The sequence below is a fragment of the Streptomyces sp. SGAir0957 genome (assembly GCF_043523415.1).
This window is the reverse complement of record NZ_CP027293.1, coordinates 4,557,572-4,581,755: the sequence shown is the minus strand read 5'-3', so window position 1 is coordinate 4,581,755 and position 24,184 is coordinate 4,557,572. Positions and strand designations below refer to the sequence as shown.

The 24,184-nt window shown below is 68.3% G+C and carries 16 protein-coding genes and 3 rRNA genes; 11 read left to right on the top strand and 8 right to left on the bottom strand.

The genetic code is table 11. From position 1 onward, the window contains the following. Positions 1 to 62 precede the first annotated feature (62 nt). Positions 63 to 902 carry a hypothetical protein gene (locus tag C1N81_RS25350; RefSeq protein WP_394432779.1) on the bottom strand — a complete coding sequence of 280 codons (840 nt, stop codon included), beginning with the start codon at positions 900 to 902 and terminating at the stop codon, positions 63 to 65. Between the two features lie 131 nt (positions 903 to 1,033). Here C1N81_RS25350 and C1N81_RS25345 point away from each other — a divergent pair, with 131 nt between their 5' ends. Together C1N81_RS25345 and C1N81_RS25340 are read left to right on the top strand one after the other, a co-directional pair. Next, the gene (locus C1N81_RS25345; RefSeq protein ID WP_394432777.1) at positions 1,034 to 1,198 is read left to right on the top strand and encodes a hypothetical protein; all 165 of its coding nucleotides are present in this window, start codon (positions 1,034 to 1,036) and stop codon (positions 1,196 to 1,198) included. Between the two features lie 96 nt (positions 1,199 to 1,294). Next, positions 1,295 to 2,872 (top strand): FAD-binding oxidoreductase, encoded by a 1,578-nt coding sequence (locus C1N81_RS25340; protein ID WP_394432775.1) that lies wholly within the window; start codon positions 1,295 to 1,297, stop codon positions 2,870 to 2,872. Between the two features lie 311 nt (positions 2,873 to 3,183). Here C1N81_RS25340 and C1N81_RS25335 read toward each other — a convergent pair whose 3' ends face one another. Together C1N81_RS25335 and C1N81_RS25330 are read right to left on the bottom strand one after the other, a co-directional pair. Further along, entirely contained in the window at positions 3,184 to 3,903 is a 720-nt protein-coding gene (locus C1N81_RS25335) for a phosphatase PAP2 family protein (protein WP_394432773.1), read from the bottom strand. A 177-nt stretch (positions 3,904 to 4,080) separates the two neighbouring features. Continuing rightward, a complete protein-coding gene (locus C1N81_RS25330) occupies positions 4,081 to 5,091 on the bottom strand; it encodes a bifunctional lytic transglycosylase/C40 family peptidase (protein ID WP_394432771.1) in 1,011 nt (336 codons plus the stop codon). Positions 5,092 to 5,483: 392 nt separating this feature from the next. Here C1N81_RS25330 and C1N81_RS25325 point away from each other — a divergent pair, with 392 nt between their 5' ends. From C1N81_RS25325 to C1N81_RS25300, 6 genes are all read left to right on the top strand, one after another. Then, entirely contained in the window at positions 5,484 to 5,792 is a 309-nt protein-coding gene (locus C1N81_RS25325; protein ID WP_394432769.1) for a hypothetical protein, read from the top strand. A 341-nt stretch (positions 5,793 to 6,133) separates the two neighbouring features. Next, positions 6,134 to 6,934 (top strand): hypothetical protein, encoded by an 801-nt coding sequence (locus C1N81_RS25320; RefSeq protein WP_394432768.1) that lies wholly within the window; start codon positions 6,134 to 6,136, stop codon positions 6,932 to 6,934. Next, positions 6,924 to 8,279, top strand: a complete 1,356-nt coding sequence (locus C1N81_RS25315) for a hypothetical protein (RefSeq protein ID WP_394432766.1) — start codon at positions 6,924 to 6,926, stop codon at positions 8,277 to 8,279. Before C1N81_RS25320 ends, C1N81_RS25315 begins: the two co-directional genes overlap by 11 nt. Further along, a complete protein-coding gene (locus C1N81_RS25310) occupies positions 8,276 to 9,835 on the top strand; it encodes an SCO6880 family protein (protein WP_394432764.1) in 1,560 nt (519 codons plus the stop codon). The genes C1N81_RS25315 and C1N81_RS25310 overlap by 4 nt, the downstream gene beginning before the upstream one ends. A gap of 95 nt (positions 9,836 to 9,930) precedes the next feature. Next, complete coding sequence (locus C1N81_RS25305; protein WP_394432762.1) at positions 9,931 to 11,352, top strand: ATP-binding protein; 1,422 nt, start codon at positions 9,931 to 9,933, stop codon at positions 11,350 to 11,352. Positions 11,353 to 11,365: 13 nt separating this feature from the next. Continuing rightward, on the top strand, positions 11,366 to 13,339 hold the full coding sequence (locus tag C1N81_RS25300) for a type VI secretion protein (RefSeq protein WP_394432760.1): 1,974 nt from the start codon (positions 11,366 to 11,368) through the stop codon (positions 13,337 to 13,339). Here C1N81_RS25300 and C1N81_RS25295 read toward each other — a convergent pair. Continuing rightward, the gene (locus C1N81_RS25295; RefSeq protein WP_394432758.1) at positions 13,336 to 13,992 is read right to left on the bottom strand and encodes a TetR/AcrR family transcriptional regulator; all 657 of its coding nucleotides are present in this window, start codon (positions 13,990 to 13,992) and stop codon (positions 13,336 to 13,338) included. The two genes, C1N81_RS25300 and C1N81_RS25295, sit on opposite strands and share 4 nt — an antisense overlap. A 101-nt stretch (positions 13,993 to 14,093) precedes the next feature. On the opposite strand from C1N81_RS25295, the gene C1N81_RS25290 reads away from it, so the two are divergent. Both C1N81_RS25290 and C1N81_RS25285 read left to right on the top strand, forming a co-directional pair. Next, positions 14,094 to 15,617: an MFS transporter gene (locus C1N81_RS25290; RefSeq protein ID WP_394432756.1), complete on the top strand. Its 1,524-nt coding sequence runs from the start codon at positions 14,094 to 14,096 to the stop codon at positions 15,615 to 15,617. A gap of 42 nt (positions 15,618 to 15,659) precedes the next feature. Continuing rightward, positions 15,660 to 16,274 (top strand): NADPH-dependent FMN reductase, encoded by a 615-nt coding sequence (locus C1N81_RS25285; protein WP_394432754.1) that lies wholly within the window; start codon positions 15,660 to 15,662, stop codon positions 16,272 to 16,274. 86 nt (positions 16,275 to 16,360) lie between these two features. Here the strand turns inward: C1N81_RS25285 and rrf are convergent. The 4 genes from rrf to C1N81_RS25265 all read right to left on the bottom strand — a co-directional run bounded on the left by rrf (position 16,361) and on the right by C1N81_RS25265 (position 22,756). After that, positions 16,361 to 16,477 (bottom strand): 5S ribosomal RNA (rrf, locus tag C1N81_RS25280). An 88-nt stretch (positions 16,478 to 16,565) separates the two neighbouring features. After that, positions 16,566 to 19,689, bottom strand: a 23S ribosomal RNA gene (locus C1N81_RS25275). 308 nt (positions 19,690 to 19,997) lie between these two features. Next, positions 19,998 to 21,523: ribosomal RNA gene (locus C1N81_RS25270) — 16S ribosomal RNA — on the bottom strand. The 16S, 23S and 5S rRNA genes sit together here, the layout of an rRNA operon. Positions 21,524 to 22,201: 678 nt before the next feature. Then, positions 22,202 to 22,756 (bottom strand): MarR family winged helix-turn-helix transcriptional regulator, encoded by a 555-nt coding sequence (locus C1N81_RS25265; RefSeq protein ID WP_394432752.1) that lies wholly within the window; start codon positions 22,754 to 22,756, stop codon positions 22,202 to 22,204. A gap of 118 nt (positions 22,757 to 22,874) precedes the next feature. Here C1N81_RS25265 and C1N81_RS25260 point away from each other — a divergent pair, with 118 nt between their 5' ends. After that, positions 22,875 to 24,146, top strand: coding sequence for an MFS transporter (locus tag C1N81_RS25260; RefSeq protein ID WP_394432750.1), 1,272 nt, complete (start codon positions 22,875 to 22,877; stop codon positions 24,144 to 24,146). Positions 24,147 to 24,184: the final 38 nt, after the last annotated feature.

Below are 24,184 nucleotides of genomic sequence, written 5' to 3'. Positions count from 1 at the left end.
CCCTACGGACCGCGCATGGCACGGAAGAACCATTTCCGGTCCCGGCGGGACCCCCCGGCGACCTACGGCCCGTCCTTCTCGGCGACCTTCCCCGCGTAGATGTCCGACTTGTGCGGCAACCGGACGCTCGCGGACTTCCCGAACCCGTAGAGCAGCGTCGTCGACGCCACGGCGACGTCCTTCTTGTTCTGCGGGTCGGCGAAGCTGAAGCGGTGCCTGACCTTGCGGATCAGGCCCTCCTCGTCGAGGTACACGTCGAACGGCACCGCGGAGCCGCCGAACCCTTTCGCTGCCGCCGCGAGCGCGGCCCTGTTCCCCTCCGACGCGGCCTTCGCGGCGGCGGCGAGGTCGACGGTCCCCCGGTAGTGCCGGGTCCGTACGCCCGCGATGTCGCTCTCGCCCGCATACGTCACTTCACGCGCCCCGCGCAGCAGTTCGGCCGCCGCGAGCGGATCGGTGGCACCGCCCGTGACCAGATTGCCGTCGCTCAGCGAGGCGGTGTCGACCCGCACCCACTTGTCGGCGGGCACGCCCGCGCCCCGGTTCTTCATGAAGAGGGCGCCCGGGGCGAGAAGTTCGGTGATCGGCCGGTGCTCCTGGGCCCCGGCCGCGTCCTGCGGCAGCCGCACCGTGAGCTTCCCGAGCCCGGCCCGGTAGTCGTAGGTGCCCTCGCCGCGGATGGTGACGCGGGTGCCGCCGCTCGCCATCTCCATCGACGTCGTCGCCTCGGAACTGCCCTCGCGCACCAGCCGGTCGGCGGCCTGCCGCACCACGTGCGTGGCGTCCGCGTGCAGGTCACCCGCCTCGGCACCGCCGCCGCAGCCGGCCGCGCACGCCATGAGGCCCGCCGCGGTCACCGCCGCCGCCCCTGTCCTTGTCGGGCGCCTGTGCTGCACCACCATCGCTTGTCTACCCCCAAGCCCGTTCGTGCGTATGCGGCCCCACTGTTGTCCGGTTAACGACGAGTAGGGTCGACCGTCACGCGAACGGAGGTGTACGCGGGCCGTTCACCCGGTCCCGTTACCGTGTCCGCGTGGCACAACAGCAGCACGAGCGGGCGACGGCGGAGCACGCGACGACCGTCGTGGAACAAGGCCGGTTCGCGGCGGCCCGGTGCACCTGCGGCTGGCGCGGTCCCGCGCGACGCGCGCGCAGCAAGGCGCGATCCGACGCGGACGAGCATGTACGGGCCGTATGACGCGCCGTATGACGGGCACATGACCGGCGGGGGAACCCCGGCTTCCTGTGACGCGTCTCGTCACCGGGAAGCAACCGGTGGCCGAGGGAGACACAGATGCAGCGGCGTACGTTCATAGCGGCCTCGGCGGCCGCGCTCACCGCGGGAGCGGCCTCCGCCTGCACCCCCGACGACTCCTCGGCGCCCGCGTCCTCCGGCGCCTCGCCCTCCTCCGGCCCCGTGCGCTCCACCAGCGCGAGCGCCTCGCCGACCGTCCGCGCCGCCGCGAACCTGGACGCGCTGGCCAAGGACCTCGACGGCTCGCTCGTCCGCCCCGGCCAGTCCGCGTGGGCGGCGGCCCGCCAGCTCTACAACACCCGCTTCGACGAGCTGAAGCCCAGCGCGGTCGCCTACGTCGCGGGCCCCGACGATCTCCGCACGGCCCTCGCGTACGCCCGCGCCCGCAAGGTCGGGGTCGCGATACGCAACGGCGGCCACTCCTACGCGGGCTACTCCTCCGGCGACGGACGCCTGATCCTCGACGTGTCCCGCATGAAGTCGGTCCGCGCCTCCGGCGGCGAGGCGGTCGTCGGCGCGGGCGCCAAGCTCATCGACGTCTACCGGGGTCTCGCCGCGAAGGGCGTCACCATCCCGGCGGGCTCCTGCCCCACGGTCGGCGTCTCGGGCCTGACACTCGGCGGCGGCCACGGCGTGGTCTCCCGCGCGTACGGCCTGACCTGCGACAGCCTGACCGGCGCCACCCTCATATCGGCGGACGGCAAGGAGCTGAGGGCCGACGCCTCCACCAACAAAGACTTGTTCTGGGCGCTGCGCGGCGCGGGCAACGGCCAGTTCGGCGTCGTCACCGAGCTGCGCTTCAAGACCCACCCCGCACCGCAGGGCGTCTCCGCCTACATGACGTGGCCCTGGTCGAAGGCGGCCGCGGTCCTCAAGGCGTGGCAGAAGTGGGGTCCGGACCAGCCCGACGAGATCTGGTCGTCGCTGCACGTGGCCAACGCCGCGGGCGGGCGCCCCACCCTCTCCCTCGCCGCCTTCTCCCTCGGCACCTACACCGAACTCCAGAACGCCGTCGACCGCCTCGCCGACGGCCCCGGCGGACCCGGCCCGGCCACCTCGGTCTCGCTCAAGCGCCGCTCCTACGAGGAGTCGATGGAGGTCTACGCCGGCTGTTCGGCCTTCTCCGACGACGAGCAGTGCCACCTGCCGGGCCCGACCCCGGGCCGCTCCGTCGCGGGCGACCTGCAGCGCGAGACGTACGCGGCCCACTCGGACTTCTTCGACCGCTCCCTGTCGGACGCCGGCGTGCGCACGCTGCTCAAGCAGCTGGAGTCGGTCTCGGCGGGCGCGGGCTCCGTCGCGCTCACCGCGCTCGGCGGCGCCGTCAACCGCGTCGACCCGACGGCCACGGCGTTCGTCCACCGCCGCTCACGGATGCTGGCCCAGTACATCGTGTCGTGGCGGGCGGGCACCTCGGGATCGGCGGCCCGCGACTGGCTGAAAAAGGCCCACACCGCGATGGGCCCGTACGCGTCGGGCGCGGCGTACCAGAACTACACGGACGCGACGCTGAACGACTGGAAGAAGGCGTACTACGGGGCCGCGGCCGACCGTCTGACGAAGGTGAAGCGCCAGTACGACCCGACGGGCTTCTTCACGTTCCAGCAGGCGCTGTAGTCCGCCGCCGCACTCCTCCCGGGGCGCTGTAACCGCCTCTCGCGCCTGTTCGCCCCGGATGGAGCAGGCGACACGCCCTCAAGTGGCCCAGACGGGCGCGCCAGGGTGCGCTGGAGCCATGAACACTCCCCGAATAGTCGCCGCCACCGCCGCGACCGCCGCCGTCCTCACCCTGGGCGCCGCCACGGCCGCCGCTCTCGAGGACGGGTCCGCGCACCCCGAGGCGGGTCCGCTCCTGGTGGTCTCCGCGACCGTGGCGGCAGCCGCGGGAGCCGGCGGTCTCGCCTTGATCCGCGGCGGCAAGGGGCCGACTACGCCGCCAGATCCCGCTCCTCGGCGGTCCCCGACGAGCCGCGGGCCTCGGGAAGCTCCACCGCGCCCGGAGCCGTCGCCACAGTCCTGGGCGCCCACACGAGCCACGCCGCGCGGGACCGGCCGATCGCCCTGGCGACCGGCGTGAGCAGGGCGGAGGCGAGCGGCGAGAGCAGCAGCGCGACGGCGGTGCCGAGCGCGAAGCCGCCGACGACGTCCGTCGGGTAGTGCACGCCCATGAAGACCCGGCAGAACCCTTCCACCACGGCGAGCGCGAGCCCGGCGAGTCCCAGCTTGCGGTGGGCGACGAAGAGCGCGGCGCCCATGGCCATCGCGAGCGTCGCGTGGTCGCTGACGAACGAGAAGTCGTTCTTGCCGTCCACCAGGACGGTGAGCCCGTCGTGGTCCTTGAACGGGCGTGGCCGCTCGACGAACGACCGGATCGGCACGTTCACCAGGACCGCCACCGCGGCGGCGAGCGGCGCCCACACGACGGCGGCGACCGAGGAGGCCGCGTCGTCCAGAGCACCGCGCTTGCGCGCGCCCCACCAGCACCACAGCACCACGAGGACGAGGCCAAGGAGGATCCCGTACTCGCCGACGAACTCCATGGCCTTGTCGAACCAGCCCGGGGTGGCGTCCGTCAGCCCGTTGATGTCGTAGAGCAGGGAGACGTCAGGGTTCGACCCGGAACTCTCGAGCGCCTCGAGTCCAGCCATGGTTCAACGGCCCCTTCGTCTTCAGCCACCCCCGTGGTCTGCTTACGGTTCAGTAAGAGGAACGCACGTCCGCCTTCCCCACGTTCCGCACTCCACCGAATGATCACGCAGACGTTATCGAAGAGAGATGCAAACCCGCAGCTCAGGACCGGGCGTTAACGGAGAGTTCAAGCCACGTCACACTTCCGGTGACGCGGTCGGCAGCGCTTTCGCGCCGTCCTGGGTGACCCGGGTGGCGCCGAAGTAGTCCGGCGTGTCGACGGGGTCGAACCGGATGACGGCGCCCGACCGCGGCGCGTCGATCATGTACCCGCCCCCGACGTAGATCCCCACGTGCCGGATGGCGCGGCTGTTCTGGAGGTCGTCGGAGAAGAACACCAGGTCACCCGGGAGCAGCTCGTCCCGCTTCGGGTGCGGTCCCGCGTTGTACTGGTCGTTGGCGACGCGCGGCAGCTCGATGTCGACCGACGCGTACGCCGCCTTGGTCAGCCCCGAGCAGTCGAACCGCCCGCCCTGGTCCGCCGTCCCGTTCCCGCCCCACAGGTAGGGGGTGCCGAGCTTCTTCTGCGCGTAGTAGATGGCCGCGGCCGCCTGCTGCGACGGCTGCACCCGCCCGACCGGCCGGGCGAAGCTCTTCTCCAGGGTCGTGATGGTCTTCACGTAGTTCTGCGTCTCGCGGTAGGGCGGCACGCCGCCGTACTTGATGACGGCGTACGCGCCCGCGTTGTACGCCGCCAGCATGTTCTTGGTCGGGTCGCCGGGCGCGTCCTTCACGTACGAGGCGAGCTTGCAGTCGTACGAGGCGGCCGACGGGATCGCGTCGTTCGGGTCCCAGATGTCCCGGTCCCCGTCCCCGTCCCCGTCCACGCCGTGCGCCGCCCAGGTCCCGGCGATGAACTGCGCTATGCCGTACGCCTTCGCCGGCGACGTGGCCTTCGGGTTGAAGCCGCTCTCCTGGTAGAGCTGCGCCGCGAGCAGCGCCGGGTTGATCGCGGGGCACAGATTGCCCCACTTCTGCACGAGGGGCTGGTAGGCGGCGGGCACGGCGCCCTTGGCGAGCCCCACGGCCCCCTGGCCCACCCCGTTCGTCAGGCTCCCCGCCGCCATGTACGTCCCCAGGACCAGCAGCGTCACGAACCCGGTCCCCCCGGCGACGGCCGACCCCGCGACGATCCACGCCTTACGCACCGTCAACCGCCTCTCGCCGCACGGGAGTCCATCGACCCTCCAGTCTAAGGCCGCCCCGCCCCGAAGATCGGGGATTCACCACCGGGCGCCGGGCGGCGGATCCCACCGGGTGCACGGCGGCGGATCCCACCGGGTGCCCGTCGGCGGACACCACCGACCTTGATCGCCGGACGATTGCCCGGCGTGACCAGGCGTGATACACAGAGTGACGATACGTTCCGGCGCATACCGAACCGCCCGCCAGGCGGCCCGGCGAACGGCGGTGCGTACGAACTCGGCCAACGAATGGCGCCAATGGTGCAGGCATCCGCGCCAATCTGCGCCAGAATGGGCGTGACCTCTGCGCTGCGGCGGAGGCGACAGAACTACCCACATGGGGCGGTGAGTTACACATGCTGCTGGCAGCCGAAAAAGGCGACATCACGACCATCATCGGCGGGATCGCCCCCGACTGGGGCCCGTTCGGGAGCCTGGGCAACGAGGCACGCGTAATGATCGAGGTGGTGATGGCCATCGCCATCCTGCTCTGCCTCGGCATCGCGATCTGGGGCGCGGCCAAACAACGGATCGGGGCAACGGCGCTGCGCGACACCTTCAGCGCCGAACAGGGCAAGGGCCTGATCGTCGCGGGCCTCACCGGAGTCTTCATCATCGGCTCCCTCGGCACGCTCTTCACGATCGTCTACGGCATGGCCGTCTGACCCGCCGGGCCCGGCAGTTTTCCGCCGCCCGTCCCGCGGCGGAGAACACACCATCAGTTTCCGGCCCGTTCTCCCCGGTTATGCACATGTTCGAACCCTGTCCGATCCCCTGGCCCGATCCCCGGCCCACCCGAGTCCCCACGTCCCCCACGTCCCTGACATCCCCCGAGTCCCCGACACCCCCACGTCCCCGACACCATCCGTTCCGTCGTGCCCACCGGCTGAGGTTGCGTCTCCCTGATGTCGAGTCACCACACCGCGCCCGCGCGGAAACCAGCACGGCTACCGTCGTACACGGCGTATCCGGCGGTTCAGCACGAGGTTGAGGGGACGTGTGCGCGATGAGTCTCGACGACCGGCACAGCGACGACGCCTACGGCGGCACCGGCCAGACCCGCACCCGCTACCCCGACACCCCCGGCCCCGACCCACGCAGACCCGGCCGCACCCCGTCCCGCTCCCTCGTCACCGTGGTCGGCGTCGTGGTCCTGCTCATCGCGGCGATCGCGTTCGCCAACCGGGGCGGCGACAGCGCCTCCGGCGGCGACGGGAACTCCGGCTCGGCCCCGAAGTCCTCCTCCACGGCGGCCACGGGGACGAAGCCCGTGGATTCGGGGTTCGCGCGGGATGAGCAGGGTGTGCAGTCGGCTGCCGCCAATTACGCGGTTCAGCTGGTGTCCGCCGACATCCTCAAGCCCGACCGCCGGACGGACATCGTGCGCCGACTGTTCGTCGCCGACAAGGTGAGCGCACTGCAGGACCAGTTCGACAAGGCCTACTCGAAGGAGTTCCTGGCCAAGATCGGGCTCGACGACCAGGGCAACGCCGCCGCGGGCCAGACGTACGTCTCCCGTACCGTGCCGGTCGGTACCAGGACGACCGCCTACGCGGACAGCGCGGCGACGGCCGAGGTCTGGTGCACCGGCGCCTTCGGCACGGCCGGGGAGGCCTCGAAGACCCCGGTGACCAACGACTGGTTCACCATGACCCTGAAGCTGCGCTGGGTCGACGGCGACTGGAAGGTCGAGAGCTTCTCCCAGAAGGACGGCCCGTCCCCGGTCAACGGCGACAACAAGGTCTCCTCCGCCGACGAGATCGCCAAGGCAGTCGAGGAGTACGGAGGGTTCACGTATGCCCGGTAGCCGCCTCGCGCTCAAACTGACCGGCGCCGTCGTCGCCGTACAGAGCGCGGCCGTCCTGCTCGCGTCCCGGGCCGTCGCGGCCCCCGAGGACAACTGCGACCTCATCGTGGGCCCCGCCAAGGCCTACTGCCAGCGTGGTGACAACAGCCGGAACAGCGGGTCCGGGGGCAGCTCCGGGGGAAATCTGCCGCCCGACACCACCAACCCCCTGGACCCCCTGAGCAGCCTCGCCAAGGGCTGCGCCGACGCCGCCTCCTGGACCGTGGACCAGCTCAGCGAAGCGGTCCGCAAGACGGCCGAGGTCGATTTCACGAACCAGGAGTTCCTGAAGCAGTACGCGATCGTCTTCGCCGCCTCGGCGGTACTGACACTGCTCCTGTGGCTGCTGGCCGTCGCGAAGCGGGCCGTGCGCGGCGTGCCGCTGTCGACCGCGATCTCGGAGGCGGTCGGCTTCCTGTGGCTGACGGTGCTGGCCTCGGCGTTCACCCCGCTGATCCTCTACACCGTCGTATCGGCCACGGACGGTGTCACGGACGTCCTGGCGAGGGCGACGGGCAATCAGACGACGACGTTCTTCGGCACGTTCTCGGAGGCGCTGAAGAAGGGCGACGACATCGGCGGCGGCCCGATCATGCTGATCGTCGTGTCGCTGGTGTCGATCATCGCCGCGGGCGTGCTCTACCTGGAGCTGTATCTGCGCGCGGTCCTGCTGTACGTGGGCGCCCTGCTCGGCGTCGTCGTGTACGCGGGGCTCGTCGACAAGAACCTGTGGGGCCACGTCCGCCGCTGGGTCGGCATCATGGTGGCGATCATCCTCGTGAAGCCGGTGATCGTGATCGTGCTCGGCCTCGCGGGGGCGCTGTCCAGCAGCGACGACGGGCCCGACTCCCTGGCCGCCGTCGTCTCGGGCCTCGCCATCGTCCTGCTCGCCATCTTCGCCAGCGGCATGATCTACCGCTTCGTCCCGGGCTTCGGCGACGAGATGGCCAACGTCCGCAAGAACCGCATCATGCAGGGCGCCGAGGGCAAGGCGGCCGCCGCGTTCACCTCGCCGGCCGCGCTCGTCTCGCAGGGCATCAAGACGCACAGCGCCCGCGCGGACAGCGGCGCCGGTGGCGGGGGCGGGGGCGGCGGGCAGTCCCGCCCGGCGAACCCGGTCTCGGGCGGCGTCGCCGCGCACAGCACCCGTTCCGGCGCGGGCGGCGGCGGATCTGTCCCCTCCGCCGCACCCGCGCCCCGTACGAGTCCCACGAACACCCCGCACGCCGGTAACCGCGGCAACGGCGGGGGCAGCAACCCCGGCTTCAACAGCAACGGCAAACCGCAAGGAGGTGCAGGGCGTTGACGACCCAGTCCCATGTGTCCCCTCCGGTCACGCCCCGCCGTACATATCTGATCGGCCGCGCCCGGCCGAACGCGATCGTCGGCAGGAACCGCGAGACCGGCGAGATCGCCCTGATCATCGGCGGGGCGTTCCTCGGCATGATGTGCGGGCTGCTCGTCCCCGTCCTCTCCTTGCGCATCGTGCTGCTCATGGGCTTCCCGCTGCTCGCGCTCGCCGCGGTCTACGTCCCGTACAAGCACCGCACCTTCTACAAGTGGTTCGAGATCAACCGGAGTTACAAGCGGTCCCTGAAGAAGGGGACGGCCTACCGGTCGCGTGCCATGGAGGCCGGGGTCCGGCTCGACGGGCGTGAGGTCGAGATCGGCCCGCCGCCCGGGATCGGACGCCTGACCTGGCTGGCGGCGCCCTTCGGCCCGGACGAGATCGCGGTCCTGCTCCACGCCGACCGGCGGACCGTCACCGCCGCCATCGAGATCGAGGGCCCTGGCGTCGGCCTGCGCGACTCGGAGGACCAGGAGGCCCTGGTCGACCGTTTCGGCACGCTGCTCAAGCACGTCGCGAACGGGGACGGGTTCGTCACCCGCCTCCAGATGCTCGCCCGCACCCTGCCCGCCGACCCGGACGCGCACGCCAAGGACGTGGCGATGCGCGGCGACGAGCGCTCGCTCGGCTGGCTGCGGGAGTCCTACGACCAGCTGCAGTCCATGGTCTCCACCAGCAGCGAGCAGCACCGCGCCTACCTCGTCGCCTGCATGCACTACACGCGCGAGCTGGCCGCCGAGGCCAACGCGATGGCGCGCGCCAGCCGCCCCAAGGCGGGCAAGAAGGTCGACCGGGACGCGGGGCTCGCCGTCGTCATGGCCCGCGAGCTGACGGACATCTGCTCGCGCCTCCAGGAGGCCGACATCCGCGTACGGCAGCCGCTCGGCCAGGGTCGGCTCGCCTCGCTCATCCACTCCATGTACGACCCGGACCACCCGATCGACCACATCCAGGCGATGACGAAGCGCAATGCCTGGCCGGCCGAGCTGGACGCGATGGAGCCGACGTATCTGCAGGCCAAGACGCGTGAGTCGTCGACGCGCGCGCCCTGGTGCCACGCCACCGCGTGGGTGAAGGAGTGGCCGATGACGCCGGTCGGCGTCAACTTCCTCGCGCCGCTCCTCGTCCACACCCCGGACGTGATCCGCACCGTGGCCGTCACGATGGACCTGGAGCCGACGGAGGTCGCCATCGAGCGGATGCTGACGGAGAAGACCAACGACGAGGCGGAGGCGTCCCGCGCCGCCAAGATGAACCGGACCGTCGACCCGCGCGACATCGCCGCCCACGGTCGTCTCGACCAGCGGGGCGAGGACCTGGCCAGCGGAGCCGCCGGGGTCAACCTGGTCGGCTACATCACGGTCTCGTCCCGCAACCCCGACGCGCTCGCCCGCGACAAGCGCACGATCCGGGCCTCCGCCGGAAAGTCGTACCTGAAGCTGGAGTGGTGCGACCGGGAGCACCACCGGGCGTTCGTGAACACCCTGCCCTTCGCCACCGGCATCCGCCGGTAGCCGTGTCCTCCCAGGTGTCCTCCCAGGTGTCCCCAGAGGTGTCCCCCAAGGTGTGCCCCATGGTCTCCCCCAAGGCAAGAAGGTAGGCGCTGCTCATGCGGGATCCGTTGTCCCTCCTCACGGATGCCTTCACGTCCTTCCTGTTCGGGAAGGTGGAGACGACCCGGCTTCCGGTGCGTACGTCGACGGGCCAGGCCCAGGCCGTCTACCTGCCGACCGCCGCGCCGGGCCTCGGCGACTCCGGCGTCATCATCGGCCGCGAGGTGTACTCCGGCAAGGGCTACATCTACGACCCGTTCCAGCTCTACGGGCAGCAGCTCCCGGCCCCGCACTGGCTGGTCCTCGGCGAGTCCGGCAACGGCAAGTCGGCGCTGGAGAAGACGTACGTCCTGCGCCAGCTGCGCTTCCGCGACCGCCAGGTCGTCGTCCTGGACGCGCAGGGCGAGGACGGGGTCGGCGAGTGGAACCTCATCGCGGAGGAGCTGGGGATAACGCCGATCCGGCTCGACCCGACGGCCGCCCTGGACATGGGCATCCGCCTGAACCCGCTCGACCCCGCGATCACCACCACGGGCCAGCTGGCGCTGCTCCGTACGATCATCGAGGTCGCGATGGGCCACGGCCTGGACGAGCGGTCCGGCTTCGCCCTCAAGGTCGCGCACGCCTACGTCAACGAGACGATCGTGGAGCGGCAACCCGTCCTGACCGACATCGTCGAGCAGCTCCGCCACCCCGAGCCGGAGTCCGCCGAGGCGATGAACGTGGCCATAGAGGACGTAAGGGCCTGGGGCCTGGACGTCGCGCTCGTCCTGGACCGCCTGGTCGACGGTGACCTGCGCGGCATGTTCGACGGCCCGACCACGGTCGGCATCGATCTCGACGCCCCGCTCATCGTCTTCGACCTGTCCCACATCGACCGGAACTCGATCGCCATGCCGATCCTCATGGCGATCGTCGGAGTCTGGCTCGAACACACGTGGATCCGCCCCGACCGCAAGAAGCGCATCTTCCTGGTGGAGGAGGCGTGGCACATCATCAACTCCCCCTTCGTCGCGCAACTCTTCCAGCGCCTGCTCAAGTTCGGGCGCCGCCTCGGCCTGTCCTTCGTCGCGGTCGTCCACCACCTGAGCGACGTGGTCGACGGCGCGGCCGCGAAGGAGGCGGCGGCGATCCTCAAGATGGCCTCCACGAGAACGATCTACGCCCAGAAGGCGGACGAGGCGCGCGCCACCGGCCGTGTCCTGGGCCTCCCCCGCTGGGCGGTGGAGATCATCCCCACCCTCACCCCCGGCATCGCGGTCTGGGACGTCAACGGCAACGTGCAGGTGGTCAAACACCTCATCACCGAGACGGAACGCCCCCTGGTCTTCACCGACCGCGCGATGACCGAGTCCTCCGACCCGACCCTCGGCGACGACGCGCTGTACGCGGCGGAGCTGGAGGCGGAGGAACGGGCGGCGGCGTTCGTCGAACAACGCCTGACGGACGCGTCCTCCTCCGAGTCGACGGTGGCATGAGGCAGGTGGCCCGATGATGACGCGGGACGAACGGCGCTACGGGGACGACCGCGGCCGGGGCGGCATCCCGGACGGCCTGCTCATCGGCCTCCTGGCGTTCCTGCTCGGCGTGACGATCATGGTGTGGACGGCGACGGGCCTGGCCGGCCTCTTCACCAAGGGGGCCTGGCCCTCGCACGTCACCTTCGGCCGCACCCCCCTGGCCATGCGCTCCCTGATGACCCAGCCCCACGACATCCCGGCCGCCTGGCCCGCCACCCCGAAACCCGAACTCTCCGGCTACGGCCTCTTCTGGGGCCTGTTCATCGGCCAGCTGATGATCCTGGTCGTCCTCGCGGTGTTCGTGGCGGGAACGGTGGCCAGGTGGCGAGCGGTGCGCCGGGCCGGCGGGTACGCGAAGAACTCGCCGGGGCCGGACCGGGACTCCGCCGCCGAGCGTGAGACACGGGGTCCGGTGGAACGGGCGCGGGGTTCCGGTGGTCCGGGGACGGGTCCGGTGGAACGGGCGCCGAGTTCCGGTGGTCCAGGGACGGGCCCGGTCGAGCAGGCACCGGAAGCGGGCCCGGCCGGGCCCGAAGCGGGGGTGGCCGGACCCGAAGCGGGGGCGGCCGAGCAGGCGCCCGGCTCACTCTGGGCAGACCCGGGCCAGGCAGGACAGACACCGGCCCCCGCCACACCCGGCCCGGCATACGTCGGCCGGACGCCCGGCGCGGCCGTGCCGGGCACGGCCTCTTACGGCCAGACCCCGGTCCCGGCCATGCCGGGCGCGGGCCCCCACGGGCAAGTGACCGGCTCCGCCACACCGGGCCCGGCCGAGCAGACCCCGACCTCCGCCACGCCGGGCGCGGCCCCGTACGAACAGGCACCGGGTCCGGCGCATCCCGGCGAGGCGCCGGGGACCGGCCACGCGCAGCCGCCCGCCACCACCACCGCCGCCACCTGGGCCGCCGCCCGGCCCGACACGGCAGCCCCCTCGGGCACCCACCCGGCCGGCACCCACCCCGCCGGGACGGCCCCCGCCCCCTGGCCGGAGGCGATCGTCCCTGGTCCGCGCAGCGCAAACGGTCCGCTTCTGCTCGGGTCGCCCGACGACCGGCACCCCCACGCCGTGCAGGCGATCCGGGACGCGGAGGGCCCGGTCCTCGTCATCACGTCGGCCCCCAGGGTCTGGGAGGAGACCAAAGACGCCCGGGCCAAGCTGGGCCCGGTCCTCCTGTACGACCCGACGCACCGGTGCGACACCCCGGCCCGTATGCACTGGAACCCGGCGGCGGGCTGCACGGACAGGGCGACGGCGACGACCCGCGCGGCAGCGCTGCTCGCCCCGATACGGCCCACCGCCAAACTGGACTCGGCGCTGGCCGGGACCGCGGAAACGCTGCTGCGCAGCTATCTGCACGCGGCGGCCGTGGACGGAAAACCGTTCCGCCACGTCCACCGCTGGGCGCAGGGCAGCCAGGTCCAGGACGCGGTACGCATCCTGCGGACGAGCCCGAAGGCCGCCGCGGGTTCCGCCGGGGAGCTGGAGGCCGCGCTCACCTCGCACCCGGAGCGCCGCGACATGGCCCAGGAGCTGACGGCCCGCGCCCTCTCCGCGCTCTCCACGATCCACGTCCGCGAGTCGTGCACCCCGAACCGAACTGATGCGCTCACCCTGGATTCCTTCGTGGACGAAGGGGGCACGCTTTATGTGGTGGGTGAACCCATCGAGGACCCCAAGGCGAACCCGGGCGCGATGCCCCTGTTGACGGCGCTCGCCTCAAGCGTGGTCGAGCACGGCCGCCGGATGGCCGACAGGTCACCCGCCGGTCGGCTCGACCCACCAATGACGCTCGTCCTGGACGACGTCGCGGCGGTCGCCCCACTCCCCCAGCTGCCGGAGCTGCTGACCGCCGGCCCGGACCGGGGCCTGCCGACCCTGGCCCTGCTCCGCTCCCGTGAGCAGGCCCGCAGCCGCTGGCCGGAGGCCGAACTCCCGACGCCCTAACCCTTGGTGGCGTAGAGCCGCAGAAAGACCCGTACGCCGCTCTCGACGCGCGCCTCGGCCTCGTCCGGCGCCATCGGCACGACCCCGAAGAACGTGTCGACGGTGACGGATCCGGCGGTCAGCAGCATGAAGTACCGCGCGGCCTCACCCGCGTTGCCGTCGTCGACAGCCAACAGCCCCTGCGCGCCCAGCTCCAGGAACCGCGCCCGTACCGCCTCGGTCACCGCACGCGGCCCGATCCGCTGCCACTCCTCGATGACGTCGGCGGGCAGATGCGGCCCCTCCGAGATGATCTGCCGGACGAGCAGCATGTGCGGGGCGTGCTCGCCGCGCCGCTCCATCCACTCGTGTGCGAGGGCGCCGATGTCGCGCTCGACGTCCGTCACCTTGCCCAAGTGCCGTTCGACGAGGGCGACGTGGGCCGCCGTGACGCTCGCGGCGCTGTCCAGCAGCACCTCGCGGAACAGGTTCTTCTTGCCGCCGAAGTGGTTGTAGAGCGTCCGCGTGGAGACCCCGGCCTCGGCCGCGATCTCGTCGATCCCCGCACGCGTGTACCCGTCCCGCCCGAAGACCGTCCGTGCCCCGCGCAGCAGCGCCTGCCGCTTCTCGGCAGTCCCCTTGCGCGGGCTCCGCCCGTCCTCCTGCTCAGCCATCACGCTCCTCACCCTAGGCAATGAGCCCCGGTCGCCTGCGACCCCGGACCTAGGTACAACGACCGTTGCACTAATTACAACTGCGGTTGTACTTTACCGCCATGGCAACCGAACCCGTGGTCACGGCGGCCCCCGCACCCCGCGGTCACCGCCCCGCCCTCACCCTGATCGTCGTCCTCCTCGGCATGCTCACGCTGCCGATGGCCATGTCCGGCACGACGGTGGCGCTGCCCCGGATCGGCGCGGACCTCGACGCGAGCGCCGCGTCCCTGCAATGGGTCGTCGTCGGCTACTTCCTCGCCGCGTCCTCGTTCATGCTGGTGGCGGGCTCCCTCGGCGACCTCTACGGCCGCCGCCGCGTCCTCACCCTCGGCGCCGCCCTCTACACCGCCGGCACCCTCGCCTCGGCGTTCGTCCAGCACATCCTGCTCCTGGACGCGGCCCGCGTCCTCTCCGGCATCGGCGCCGCCGGCGTCATGGCGTGCGGCGGCTCCCTCCTCGCCGCGACGTTCACCGGCTCCGCCCGCACCCGCGTCTTCGCCTCGCTCGGCACCACCGCGGGCCTCGGCCTCGCCTTCGGCCCGACCTTCTCCGGCTGGCTCGTCGACGCGCTCGGCTGGCGCGCCACCTTCCTGTCCTACGTGGCCGCGGGCGCCGTCGTCCTCACCGGCACCCGCCTGATGAACGAGTCCCGGGCCGAAGCCCGCCCCCGCGTGGACAAGGCGGGCGCGGCGACCTTCATCACCGGCCTGGCCCTGGCCCTCTTCGCCGTCACGCAGGGCTCGAAGTCCGGCTGGACGACCCTGCCCACCCTGGCCCCGGCCGCACTCGCACTCACCCTCCTCCTCACCTTCGTACGCATCGAGAAGCGCCTCGCCCGCACAGGCACCGGCCGCCCGATCCTCGACCTGGGGCTCACCCGCAACCCGGCGTTCCTCGGCTGGGCGGTCGGCGCGTTCGGCCTGGGCGCGGGCACCACCGGCGCCCTCACCTTCCTGCCCACCTACCTCCAGGGCGTCAACGGCGCCACGGCCCGCGCGGCAGGACTGACCCTCCTCCTCATGACCGTGCCGGTCCTGGCCCTTCCTCCGCTGGGCGCCCGCCTGGTCAACCGCGGCATACCGGCCCGCCACCTCCTGGTCCTCTCCCTGCTCCTGATCGCCGCGGGCAACGCCTGGCTCACCACCCTCCACCCCGGCATCACCGCCACCTCCCTCGCCGCCCCACTCCTCACCATCGGCGCGGGCCAGGGCCTGTCCATCGGGATCATCGACGCGCAGGCCATGTCGATGGTCGCCCCGTCCGAGGTCGGCATGGCCTCCGGCTTCCTCAACACGGTCCGCGGCGGCACCGGCGCCGTCATGCTCACCGTCTTCGGCGCCCTGCTGCTCGCCTCGGTCGAGTCCCGCACCGGCTCGGGGGCCCTGGCGGCACAGGTCACCTCAGGCGCGGGCGGCCACGCCGAGGAGTTCACGGCGGCCTGGCGGGTGACGCTCTGGACGGTGGCGGCCCTGATGACCGCACTGGCAGCAGTGACGTACACGCTGCTGTCCCGCCGACCGCGCCCCGAACCGGCTCCCCGCACGACGACCCCGCGCCCGCAGCCCCAGACCACCAGCCACTGACCCTCTGCCGACCGGCATCCGCACCTACCCACGGAGATCAACGTGAGCGAGACCCGCACCGAAGCCACTCCCGCCGCCGACCAGCCGCTCCGCGTGGCCATCGTCATCGGATCCACCCGGGACGGCCGCCTGGCCCCGACCGTGGGCGCCTGGTTCACCCAGCAGGCCAGGACACACGCCCCCGACACCGACTTCGACGTCATCGACCTGACCGAACAGCTCCTCCCCGACACCCACCCTGCCTGGGGCCACACCCCCACCCCCGAGCAGGCCGCACTCGCCGCCCGCGTGGACGCCGCCGACGCCTACGTGATCGTCACCCCCGAGTACAACCACAGCTTCCCGGCACAGCTGAAGCACTTCATCGACCTGCACCGCGCGGAATGGCAGGCCAAACCGGTCGGCTTCGTCTCCTACGGGGGTGTCGGCGGCGGCCTGCGCGCGGTCGAGCAACTGCGTCTCGTCTTCGCCGAACTGCACGCCACGACGATCCGCGACGGCGTCAGCTTCCACCGCGTCACCCCCGACCACTTCGCCGAGAACGGCCCGGCCCACGCCCCGCAAGGCGCCGGCGAGGCGGCAAAGCTCATGCTCGACCAACTGAACTGGTGGGCCGAGGCCCTCCGCACGGCCCGAGCAACCCGCCCGTACAACTAGCCGGTGGCCGTTCGCGGAACCTTATAAGTGGCCCCTAAACGCAGAAAAGCCCCGTGCCATTGGCACGGGGCTTTTCTCTACAATTAGTTCGGCGGCGTCCTACTCTCCCACAGGGTCCCCCCTGCAGTACCATCGGCGCTGTGAGGCTTAGCTTCCGGGTTCGGAATGTAACCGGGCGTTTCCCTCACGCTATGACCACCGAAACACTATGAAACTGTCAACCGGAGCCGTGACCATGGCTACAAACGGTTGTTCGTGGTTTCAGAACCAACACAGTGGACGCGAGCAACTGAGGACAAGCCCTCGGCCTATTAGTACCAGTCACCTCCACCCGTTACCGGGCTTCCAGATCTGGCCTATCAACCCAGTCGTCTACTGGGAGCCTTAACCCCTCAAAGGGGGTGGGAGTCCTCATCTCGAAGCAGGCTTCCCGCTTAGATGCTTTCAGCGGTTATCCTTTCCGAACGTAGCCAACCAGCCATGCCCTTGGCAGGACAACTGGCACACCAGAGGTTCGTCCGTCCCGGTCCTCTCGTACTAGGGACAGCCCTTCTCAAGACTCCTACGCGCACAGCGGATAGGGACCGAACTGTCTCACGACGTTCTAAACCCAGCTCGCGTACCGCTTTAATGGGCGAACAGCCCAACCCTTGGGACCGACTCCAGCCCCAGGATGCGACGAGCCGACATCGAGGTGCCAAACCATCCCGTCGATATGGACTCTTGGGGAAGATCAGCCTGTTATCCCCGGGGTACCTTTTATCCGTTGAGCGACGGCGCTTCCACAAGCCACCGCCGGATCACTAGTCCCGACTTTCGTCCCTGCTCGACCCGTCGGTCTCACAGTCAAGCTCCCTTGTGCACTTACACTCAACACCTGATTACCAACCAGGCTGAGGGAACCTTTGGGCGCCTCCGTTACTCTTTAGGAGGCAACCGCCCCAGTTAAACTACCCATCAGACACTGTCCCTGATCCGGATCACGGACCCAGGTTAGACATCCAGCACGACCAGAGTGGTATTTCAACGACGACTCCCCCTGAACTGGCGTCCAGAGTTCACAGTCTCCCACCTATCCTACACAAGCCGAACCGAACACCAATATCAAACTGTAGTAAAGGTCCCGGGGTCTTTCCGTCCTGCTGCGCGAAACGAGCATCTTTACTCGTAGTGCAATTTCACCGGGCCTATGGTTGAGACAGTCGAGAAGTCGTTACGCCATTCGTGCAGGTCGGAACTTACCCGACAAGGAATTTCGCTACCTTAGGATGGTTATAGTTACCACCGCCGTTTACTGGCGCTTAAGTTCTCAGCTTCGCACACCCGAAAGTGCACTAACCGGTCCCCTTAACGTTCCAGCACCGGGCAGGCGTCAGTCCGTATACATCGCCTTACGGCTTCGCACGGACCTGTGTTTTTAGTAAACAGTCGCTTCTCGCTGGTCTCTGCGGCCACCCCCAGCTCACCGAGTAAATCGGATCACCAGTGATGGCCCCCCTTCTCCCGAAGTTACGGGGGCATTTTGCCGAGTTCCTTAACCATAGTTCACCCGAACGCCTCGGTATTCTCTACCTGACCACCTGAGTCGGTTTAGGGTACGGGCCGCCATGAAACTCGCTAGAGGCTTTTCTCGACAGCATAGGATCATCCACTTCACCACAATCGGCTCGGCATCAGGTCTCAGCCTTAATGTGCGACGGATTTACCTACCGCACGGCCTACACCCTTACCCCGGGACAACCACCGCCCGGGCTGGACTACCTTCCTGCGTCACCCCATCACTCACCTACTACCAGATTGGACCGGCGGCTCCACCACTTTCCATTCCCCGAAGGGTCCGGAACGGCTTCACGGCCTTAGCATCACTGGATTCGATGTTTGACGCTTCACAGCGGGTACCGGAATATCAACCGGTTATCCATCGACTACGCCTGTCGGCCTCGCCTTAGGTCCCGACTTACCCTGGGCAGATCAGCTTGACCCAGGAACCCTTAGTCAATCGGCGCACACGTTTCTCACGTGTGTATCGCTACTCATGCCTGCATTCTCACTCGTGAACCGTCCACCACTAGCTTCCGCTGCGGCTTCACCCGGCACACGACGCTCCCCTACCCATCACAGCCGCCGTTGGGCGTATTGCTGCAATGACACGACTTCGGCGGTACGCTTGAGCCCCGCTACATTGTCGGCGCGGAATCACTAGACCAGTGAGCTATTACGCACTCTTTCAAGGGTGGCTGCTTCTAAGCCAACCTCCTGGTTGTCTGTGCGACTCCACATCCTTTCCCACTTAGCGTACGCTTAGGGGCCTTAGTCGATGCTCTGGGCTGTTTCCCTCTCGACCATGGAGCTTATCCCCCACAGTCTCACTGCCGCGCTCTCACTTACCGGCATTCGGAGTTTGGCTAAGGTCAGTAACCCGGTAGGGCCCATCGCCTATCCAGTGCTCTACCTCCGGCAAGAAACACACGACGCTGCACCTAAATGCATTTCGGGGAGAACCAGCTATCACGGAGTTTGATTGGCCTTTCACCCCTAACCACAGGTCATCCCCCAGGTTTTCAACCCTGGTGGGTTCGGTCCTCCACGAAGTCTTACCTCCGCTTCAACCTGCCCATGGCTAGATCACTCCGCTTCGGGTCTTGAGCGCGCTACTAAATCGCCCTATTCGGACTCGCTTTCGCTACGGCTTCCCCACACGGGTTAACCTCGCAACACACCGCAAACTCGCAGGCTCATTCTTCAAAAGGCACGCAGTCACGACTGCATGTGCAAGCACATACAGCGACGCTCCCACGGCTTGTAGGCACACGGTTTCAGGTACTATTTCACTCCGCTCCCGCGGTACTTTTCACCATTCCCTCACGGTACTATCCGCTATCGGTCACCAGGGAATATTTAGGCTTAACGGGTGGTCCCGCCAGATTCACACGGGATTTCTCGGGCCCCGTGCTACTTGGGTGTCTCTCAAACGAGCCGCTGACGTTTCGACTACGGGGGTCTTACCCTCTACGCCGGACCTTTCGCATGTCCTTCGCCTACATCAACGGTTTCTGACTCGTCTCACAGCCGGCAGACTGTGAAAGAGAGATCCCACAACCCCGCATACGCAACCCCTGCCGGGTCTCACACGTATACGGTTTGGCCTCATCCAGTTTCGCTCGCCACTACTCCCGGAATCACGGTTGTTTTCTCTTCCTGCGGGTACTGAGATGTTTCACTTCCCCGCGTTCCCTCCACACTGCCTATGTGTTCAGCAGCGGGTGACAGCCCATGACGACTGCCGGGTTTCCCCATTCGGAAACCCCCGGATCAAAGCCTGGTTGACGACTCCCCGGGGACTATCGTGGCCTCCCACGTCCTTCATCGGTTCCTGGTGCCAAGGCATCCACCGTGCGCCCTTAAAAACTTGGCCACAGATGCTCGCATCCACTGTGCAGTTCTCAAACAACGACCAACCACCCGTCACAACCCGCTCACGCGGATCTTCACCGGGGCCGGCATTGAGGTCGGAAACAAGTCCGTACCCTCAGATACCCAACAGCGTGCCCGACACCCTCGCCGCTTCCCTCAACGTTCCACGCTCCGAAGAGCAGTACTGGAAGGAGAAGACGATCAAGTGTGCCGAATAGTCAACGTTCCACCCATGAGCAACCAGCATCGAACGTGCGCCGATGTACTGGCCTCTGACCCGGACAAGTCCGAGTAAGAAGTGCTCCTTAGAAAGGAGGTGATCCAGCCGCACCTTCCGGTACGGCTACCTTGTTACGACTTCGTCCCAATCGCCAGTCCCACCTTCGACAGCTCCCTCCCACAAGGGGTTGGGCCACCGGCTTCGGGTGTTACCGACTTTCGTGACGTGACGGGCGGTGTGTACAAGGCCCGGGAACGTATTCACCGCAGCAATGCTGATCTGCGATTACTAGCAACTCCAACTTCATGGGGTCGAGTTGCAGACCCCAATCCGAACTGAGACCGACTTTTTGAGATTCGCTCCACCTTGCGGTATCGCAGCTCATTGTATCGGCCATTGTAGCACGTGTGCAGCCCAAGACATAAGGGGCATGATGACTTGACGTCGTCCCCACCTTCCTCCGAGTTGACCCCGGCGGTCTCCTGTGAGTCCCCATCACCCCGAAGGGCATGCTGGCAACACAGAACAAGGGTTGCGCTCGTTGCGGGACTTAACCCAACATCTCACGACACGAGCTGACGACAGCCATGCACCACCTGTACACCGACCACAAGGGGGACCCTGTCTCCAGGGTTTTCCGGTGTATGTCAAGCCTTGGTAAGGTTCTTCGCGTTGCGTCGAATTAAGCCACATGCTCCGCTGCTTGTGCGGGCCCCCGTCAATTCCTTTGAGTTTTAGCCTTGCGGCCGTACTCCCCAGGCGGGGAACTTAATGCGTTAGCTGCGGCACCGACGACGTGGAATGTCGCCAACACCTAGTTCCCACCGTTTACGGCGTGGACTACCAGGGTATCTAATCCTGTTCGCTCCCCACGCTTTCGCTCCTCAGCGTCAGTAATGGCCCAGAGATCCGCCTTCGCCACCGGTGTTCCTCCTGATATCTGCGCATTTCACCGCTACACCAGGAATTCCGATCTCCCCTACCACACTCTAGCCTGCCCGTATCGACTGCAGACCCGGGGTTAAGCCCCGGGCTTTCACAACCGACGTGACAAGCCGCCTACGAGCTCTTTACGCCCAATAATTCCGGACAACGCTTGCGCCCTACGTATTACCGCGGCTGCTGGCACGTAGTTAGCCGGCGCTTCTTCTGCAGGTACCGTCACTTTCGCTTCTTCCCTGCTGAAAGAGGTTTACAACCCGAAGGCCGTCATCCCTCACGCGGCGTCGCTGCATCAGGCTTTCGCCCATTGTGCAATATTCCCCACTGCTGCCTCCCGTAGGAGTCTGGGCCGTGTCTCAGTCCCAGTGTGGCCGGTCGCCCTCTCAGGCCGGCTACCCGTCGTCGCCTTGGTGAGCCATTACCTCACCAACAAGCTGATAGGCCGCGGGCTCATCCTTCACCGCCGGAGCTTTTAACCACCGTCCAGGAGGACGGAAGTGTTATCCGGTATTAGACCCCGTTTCCAGGGCTTGTCCCAGAGTGAAGGGCAGATTGCCCACGTGTTACTCACCCGTTCGCCACTAATCCACCCCGAAGGGCTTCATCGTTCGACTTGCATGTGTTAAGCACGCCGCCAGCGTTCGTCCTGAGCCAGGATCAAACTCTCCGTGAATGTTTCCCCGTAATCGGGGTGACACCACGAGAGCGGACCAGACAGGAGGAATAGTCCCGTCCGGTCACAGCGTCCTCGCTGTGTTTATTTCAAAGGAACCTCGCCCCAACCATCAGATGACGGCCGGAGACGGGGTAATCAACATATCTGGCGTTGACTTTTGGCACGCTGTTGAGTTCTCAAGGAACGGACGCTTCCTTTGTACTCACCCGAGAGACTCTCTCGCGGCTTTCCTCCGGGCGCTTCCCTTCGGTCTTGCTGTCTTGCGTTTCCGACTCTATCAGATCTTTCCGATCCGATTTCCTCGGGGTCTTGCTCGGTGTTGCTTTTCGCTTTCCCGGCCTTTCGGCCTTCCTGCGGTGTCGACTCTATCAGATCCTTTCGGGCCTGATTCCCTGTCAACCGGGTTTGCCGTCCGGGCTGTTGGGCCGTTCCGACGTCCCAGACATTAGCTGATTCCCGCTCTCGTTCCTAATCGGGCCGAGGCGAATTGAATTCGGGCACGCCGAAAACAATCCCAGGGGGAGATCGTGCGAATGTGTGGGTGCCGCTTCAGCGGCGGGAGATGCTGTCGCAGAACCGTTACGGCTCCGTGGCAACCCGAAGAACCTTACGGATCGATCGGGGCAGTGTCAACCCCCGCACGCCGCAAGGGCGCTGAGCTCTCGGTCCGGGCCCTCAGTCGAGATCGGTGAGGCGGCCGCCGGCGTCCGGCTGGGCCTCCTCGACCCGGCGCAGGAGGCGGATCAGGACCTCTCCGAGCAGGCCGCGCTCCACCGACGTCAGGTCCTGAAGGAGGTCCTCCTCGAAGACGGACGCGAGGCGCATCGCCGCCAGCCACTTCTCGCGGCCCTGCGGAGTGAGCTCCACGATCACGCGGACGCGGTTGTTCTCGTCGCGGTCCCGGGTGACCAGCCCCTCCTGGACCATGCGGTCGATGCGGTGGGTCATCGCGGCGGGTGTCAGGCCGAGCCGTCTCGCCAGCTCGCCGGGGCCCATCCGGTACGGGGAGCCGGAGAGGACGAGGGCCTTGAGGACCTCCCACTCCGTGTTGCTGATGCCGATCTCGGCGGTCTGGCGCCCGTACGCCACGTTCATCCGGCGGTTGAGTCTGCCGAGCGCCGAGACGATCGCCTCGACCTGCGGGTCGAGGTCCTGGAACTCGCGCTGGTAGGCGGCGATCTGCTCGTCGAGCGTCGGCTCGGCTGGGGGCCCGCCGGGGGTGTCGGCCATGCCCGGCAGTGTGGCACAGAAGTGGTTGGCGTTGAAGTCCTTCTGTGTGTATTGTTTAGCTTCTAACTTTAGCTTCGAAGTCTTGACTGCGAAAGGGCAGGTGAAAGTGACCAGGGCGATGGGCGCTGCGATGCGCCGGGTTCAGGTGGGGAGCGCGCTGAGCGCGTTCGGCATCGGCTTCACGGTTCCGTTCCTCTATGTCTATGTGGCGGAGGTCCGGGATCTTGGTGCTGGTGCGGCCGGCATCGTGCTGGCCGCCTTCGCCATGGCCGCTCTCGTCGTCCTGCCCTTCACCGGCCGCGCGATCGACCGGCGCGGCCCGCTCCCCGTCCTCCTCGTGGCGTCGGTCGTGGCGGCCGTCGGCGCGATCGGGCTCGGGCTCGCGAGCAGTGAGCCGGCCGCTATCGGAGCCGCCGCGGTGCTCGGTGCCGGGACGGCCGTGCTGCAGCCCGCGCTCGCGACGATGATCGTGTGGTGCTCGGCGCCGGAGACGCGGACGCGCTCGTTCGCCATGCAGTTCTTCCTGCAGAACCTGGGGCTCGGCATAGGCGGCCTCATCGGCGGCCAGATCGTCGACGAGAGCCGGCCGGACAGCTTCCTGCTGCTCTTCGGCATCGAGGCCGTGATGTTCCTGGTGCTCGCCGCGATCGTGCTGAGCGTGCGGATGCCGCACTCCCCGGCGTTCGGTGAGTCCATACCGAAGGACGGGGCCAAGGGCGGCCTGCGGGCGCTGCTCGGGCACCGGGCGATGGTCCAGCTGTGCGGGCTCGGGTTCGTGGTGTTCTTCGCCTGCTACGGCCAGTTCGAGTCCGGCCTGAGCGCCTACGGGGTCGAGGCCGCCGGTATCTCGGCGTCGACGCTCGGGATCGCGCTCGCCGCCAACACGGCGATGATCGTCGTCGCGCAGTTCGCCGTGCTGAAGTTCGTGGAGCGCCGCAAGCGCACGCGGGTGATCGCGGCCGTGGGGCTCATCTGGGCCGTCGCGTGGGGCGCCGCCGGGTACGCGGGGCTCGGGCACGGCAGCCAGGCCATGGCGACCGCCGCGTTCGTCTCCACGTACGCGCTGTTCGGGCTCGGTGAGGCGATGCTGTCGCCGACCGTGGCGCCGCTGGTCGCCGATCTCGCCCCGGCCGGGATGGTCGGCTCGTACAACTCGGCGTTCGCGCTGGTCAAGCAGCTCGCGCTCGCTGTCGGTCCGGCGGTGGGCGGGCCGATGGGGGCGTCGCTGCACGGGCCGTACATCGTGACGTTCCTGCTGTTCTCGCTCGGCATCACCGCTCTGGCCCTGCGGCTCGGGAAGCGGCTCACGCCGCTGCAGGACCAGCCCTCGCTGGCCGGGAGCCGTGTCGTGGCGCAGGGTTCGCCCGCGCCCGCCACCGCGGAGGCGTGACACCGGACGGCCCGGACCCGTCCCCCGTACATCGGGGG

What these genes read in the sequence shown, in the direction of transcription:
- C1N81_RS25350 (WP_394432779.1), bottom strand. Translation starts at nt 902, where the DNA reads ATGGTGGTGCAGCACAGGCGCCCGACAAGGACAGGGGCGGCGGCGGTG.
- C1N81_RS25340 (WP_394432775.1), top strand. Translation starts at nt 1,295, where the DNA reads ATGCAGCGGCGTACGTTCATAGCGGCCTCGGCGGCCGCGCTCACCGCG.
- C1N81_RS25335 (WP_394432773.1), bottom strand. Translation starts at nt 3,903, where the DNA reads ATGGCTGGACTCGAGGCGCTCGAGAGTTCCGGGTCGAACCCTGACGTC.
- C1N81_RS25325 (WP_394432769.1), top strand. Translation starts at nt 5,484, where the DNA reads ATGCTGCTGGCAGCCGAAAAAGGCGACATCACGACCATCATCGGCGGG.
- C1N81_RS25320 (WP_394432768.1), top strand. Translation starts at nt 6,134, where the DNA reads ATGAGTCTCGACGACCGGCACAGCGACGACGCCTACGGCGGCACCGGC.
- C1N81_RS25315 (WP_394432766.1), top strand. Translation starts at nt 6,924, where the DNA reads ATGCCCGGTAGCCGCCTCGCGCTCAAACTGACCGGCGCCGTCGTCGCC.
- C1N81_RS25305 (WP_394432762.1), top strand. Translation starts at nt 9,931, where the DNA reads ATGCGGGATCCGTTGTCCCTCCTCACGGATGCCTTCACGTCCTTCCTG.
- C1N81_RS25300 (WP_394432760.1), top strand. Translation starts at nt 11,366, where the DNA reads ATGATGACGCGGGACGAACGGCGCTACGGGGACGACCGCGGCCGGGGC.
- C1N81_RS25295 (WP_394432758.1), bottom strand. Translation starts at nt 13,992, where the DNA reads ATGGCTGAGCAGGAGGACGGGCGGAGCCCGCGCAAGGGGACTGCCGAG.
- C1N81_RS25290 (WP_394432756.1), top strand. Translation starts at nt 14,094, where the DNA reads ATGGCAACCGAACCCGTGGTCACGGCGGCCCCCGCACCCCGCGGTCAC.
- C1N81_RS25265 (WP_394432752.1), bottom strand. Translation starts at nt 22,756, where the DNA reads ATGGCCGACACCCCCGGCGGGCCCCCAGCCGAGCCGACGCTCGACGAG.
- C1N81_RS25260 (WP_394432750.1), top strand. Translation starts at nt 22,875, where the DNA reads ATGGGCGCTGCGATGCGCCGGGTTCAGGTGGGGAGCGCGCTGAGCGCG.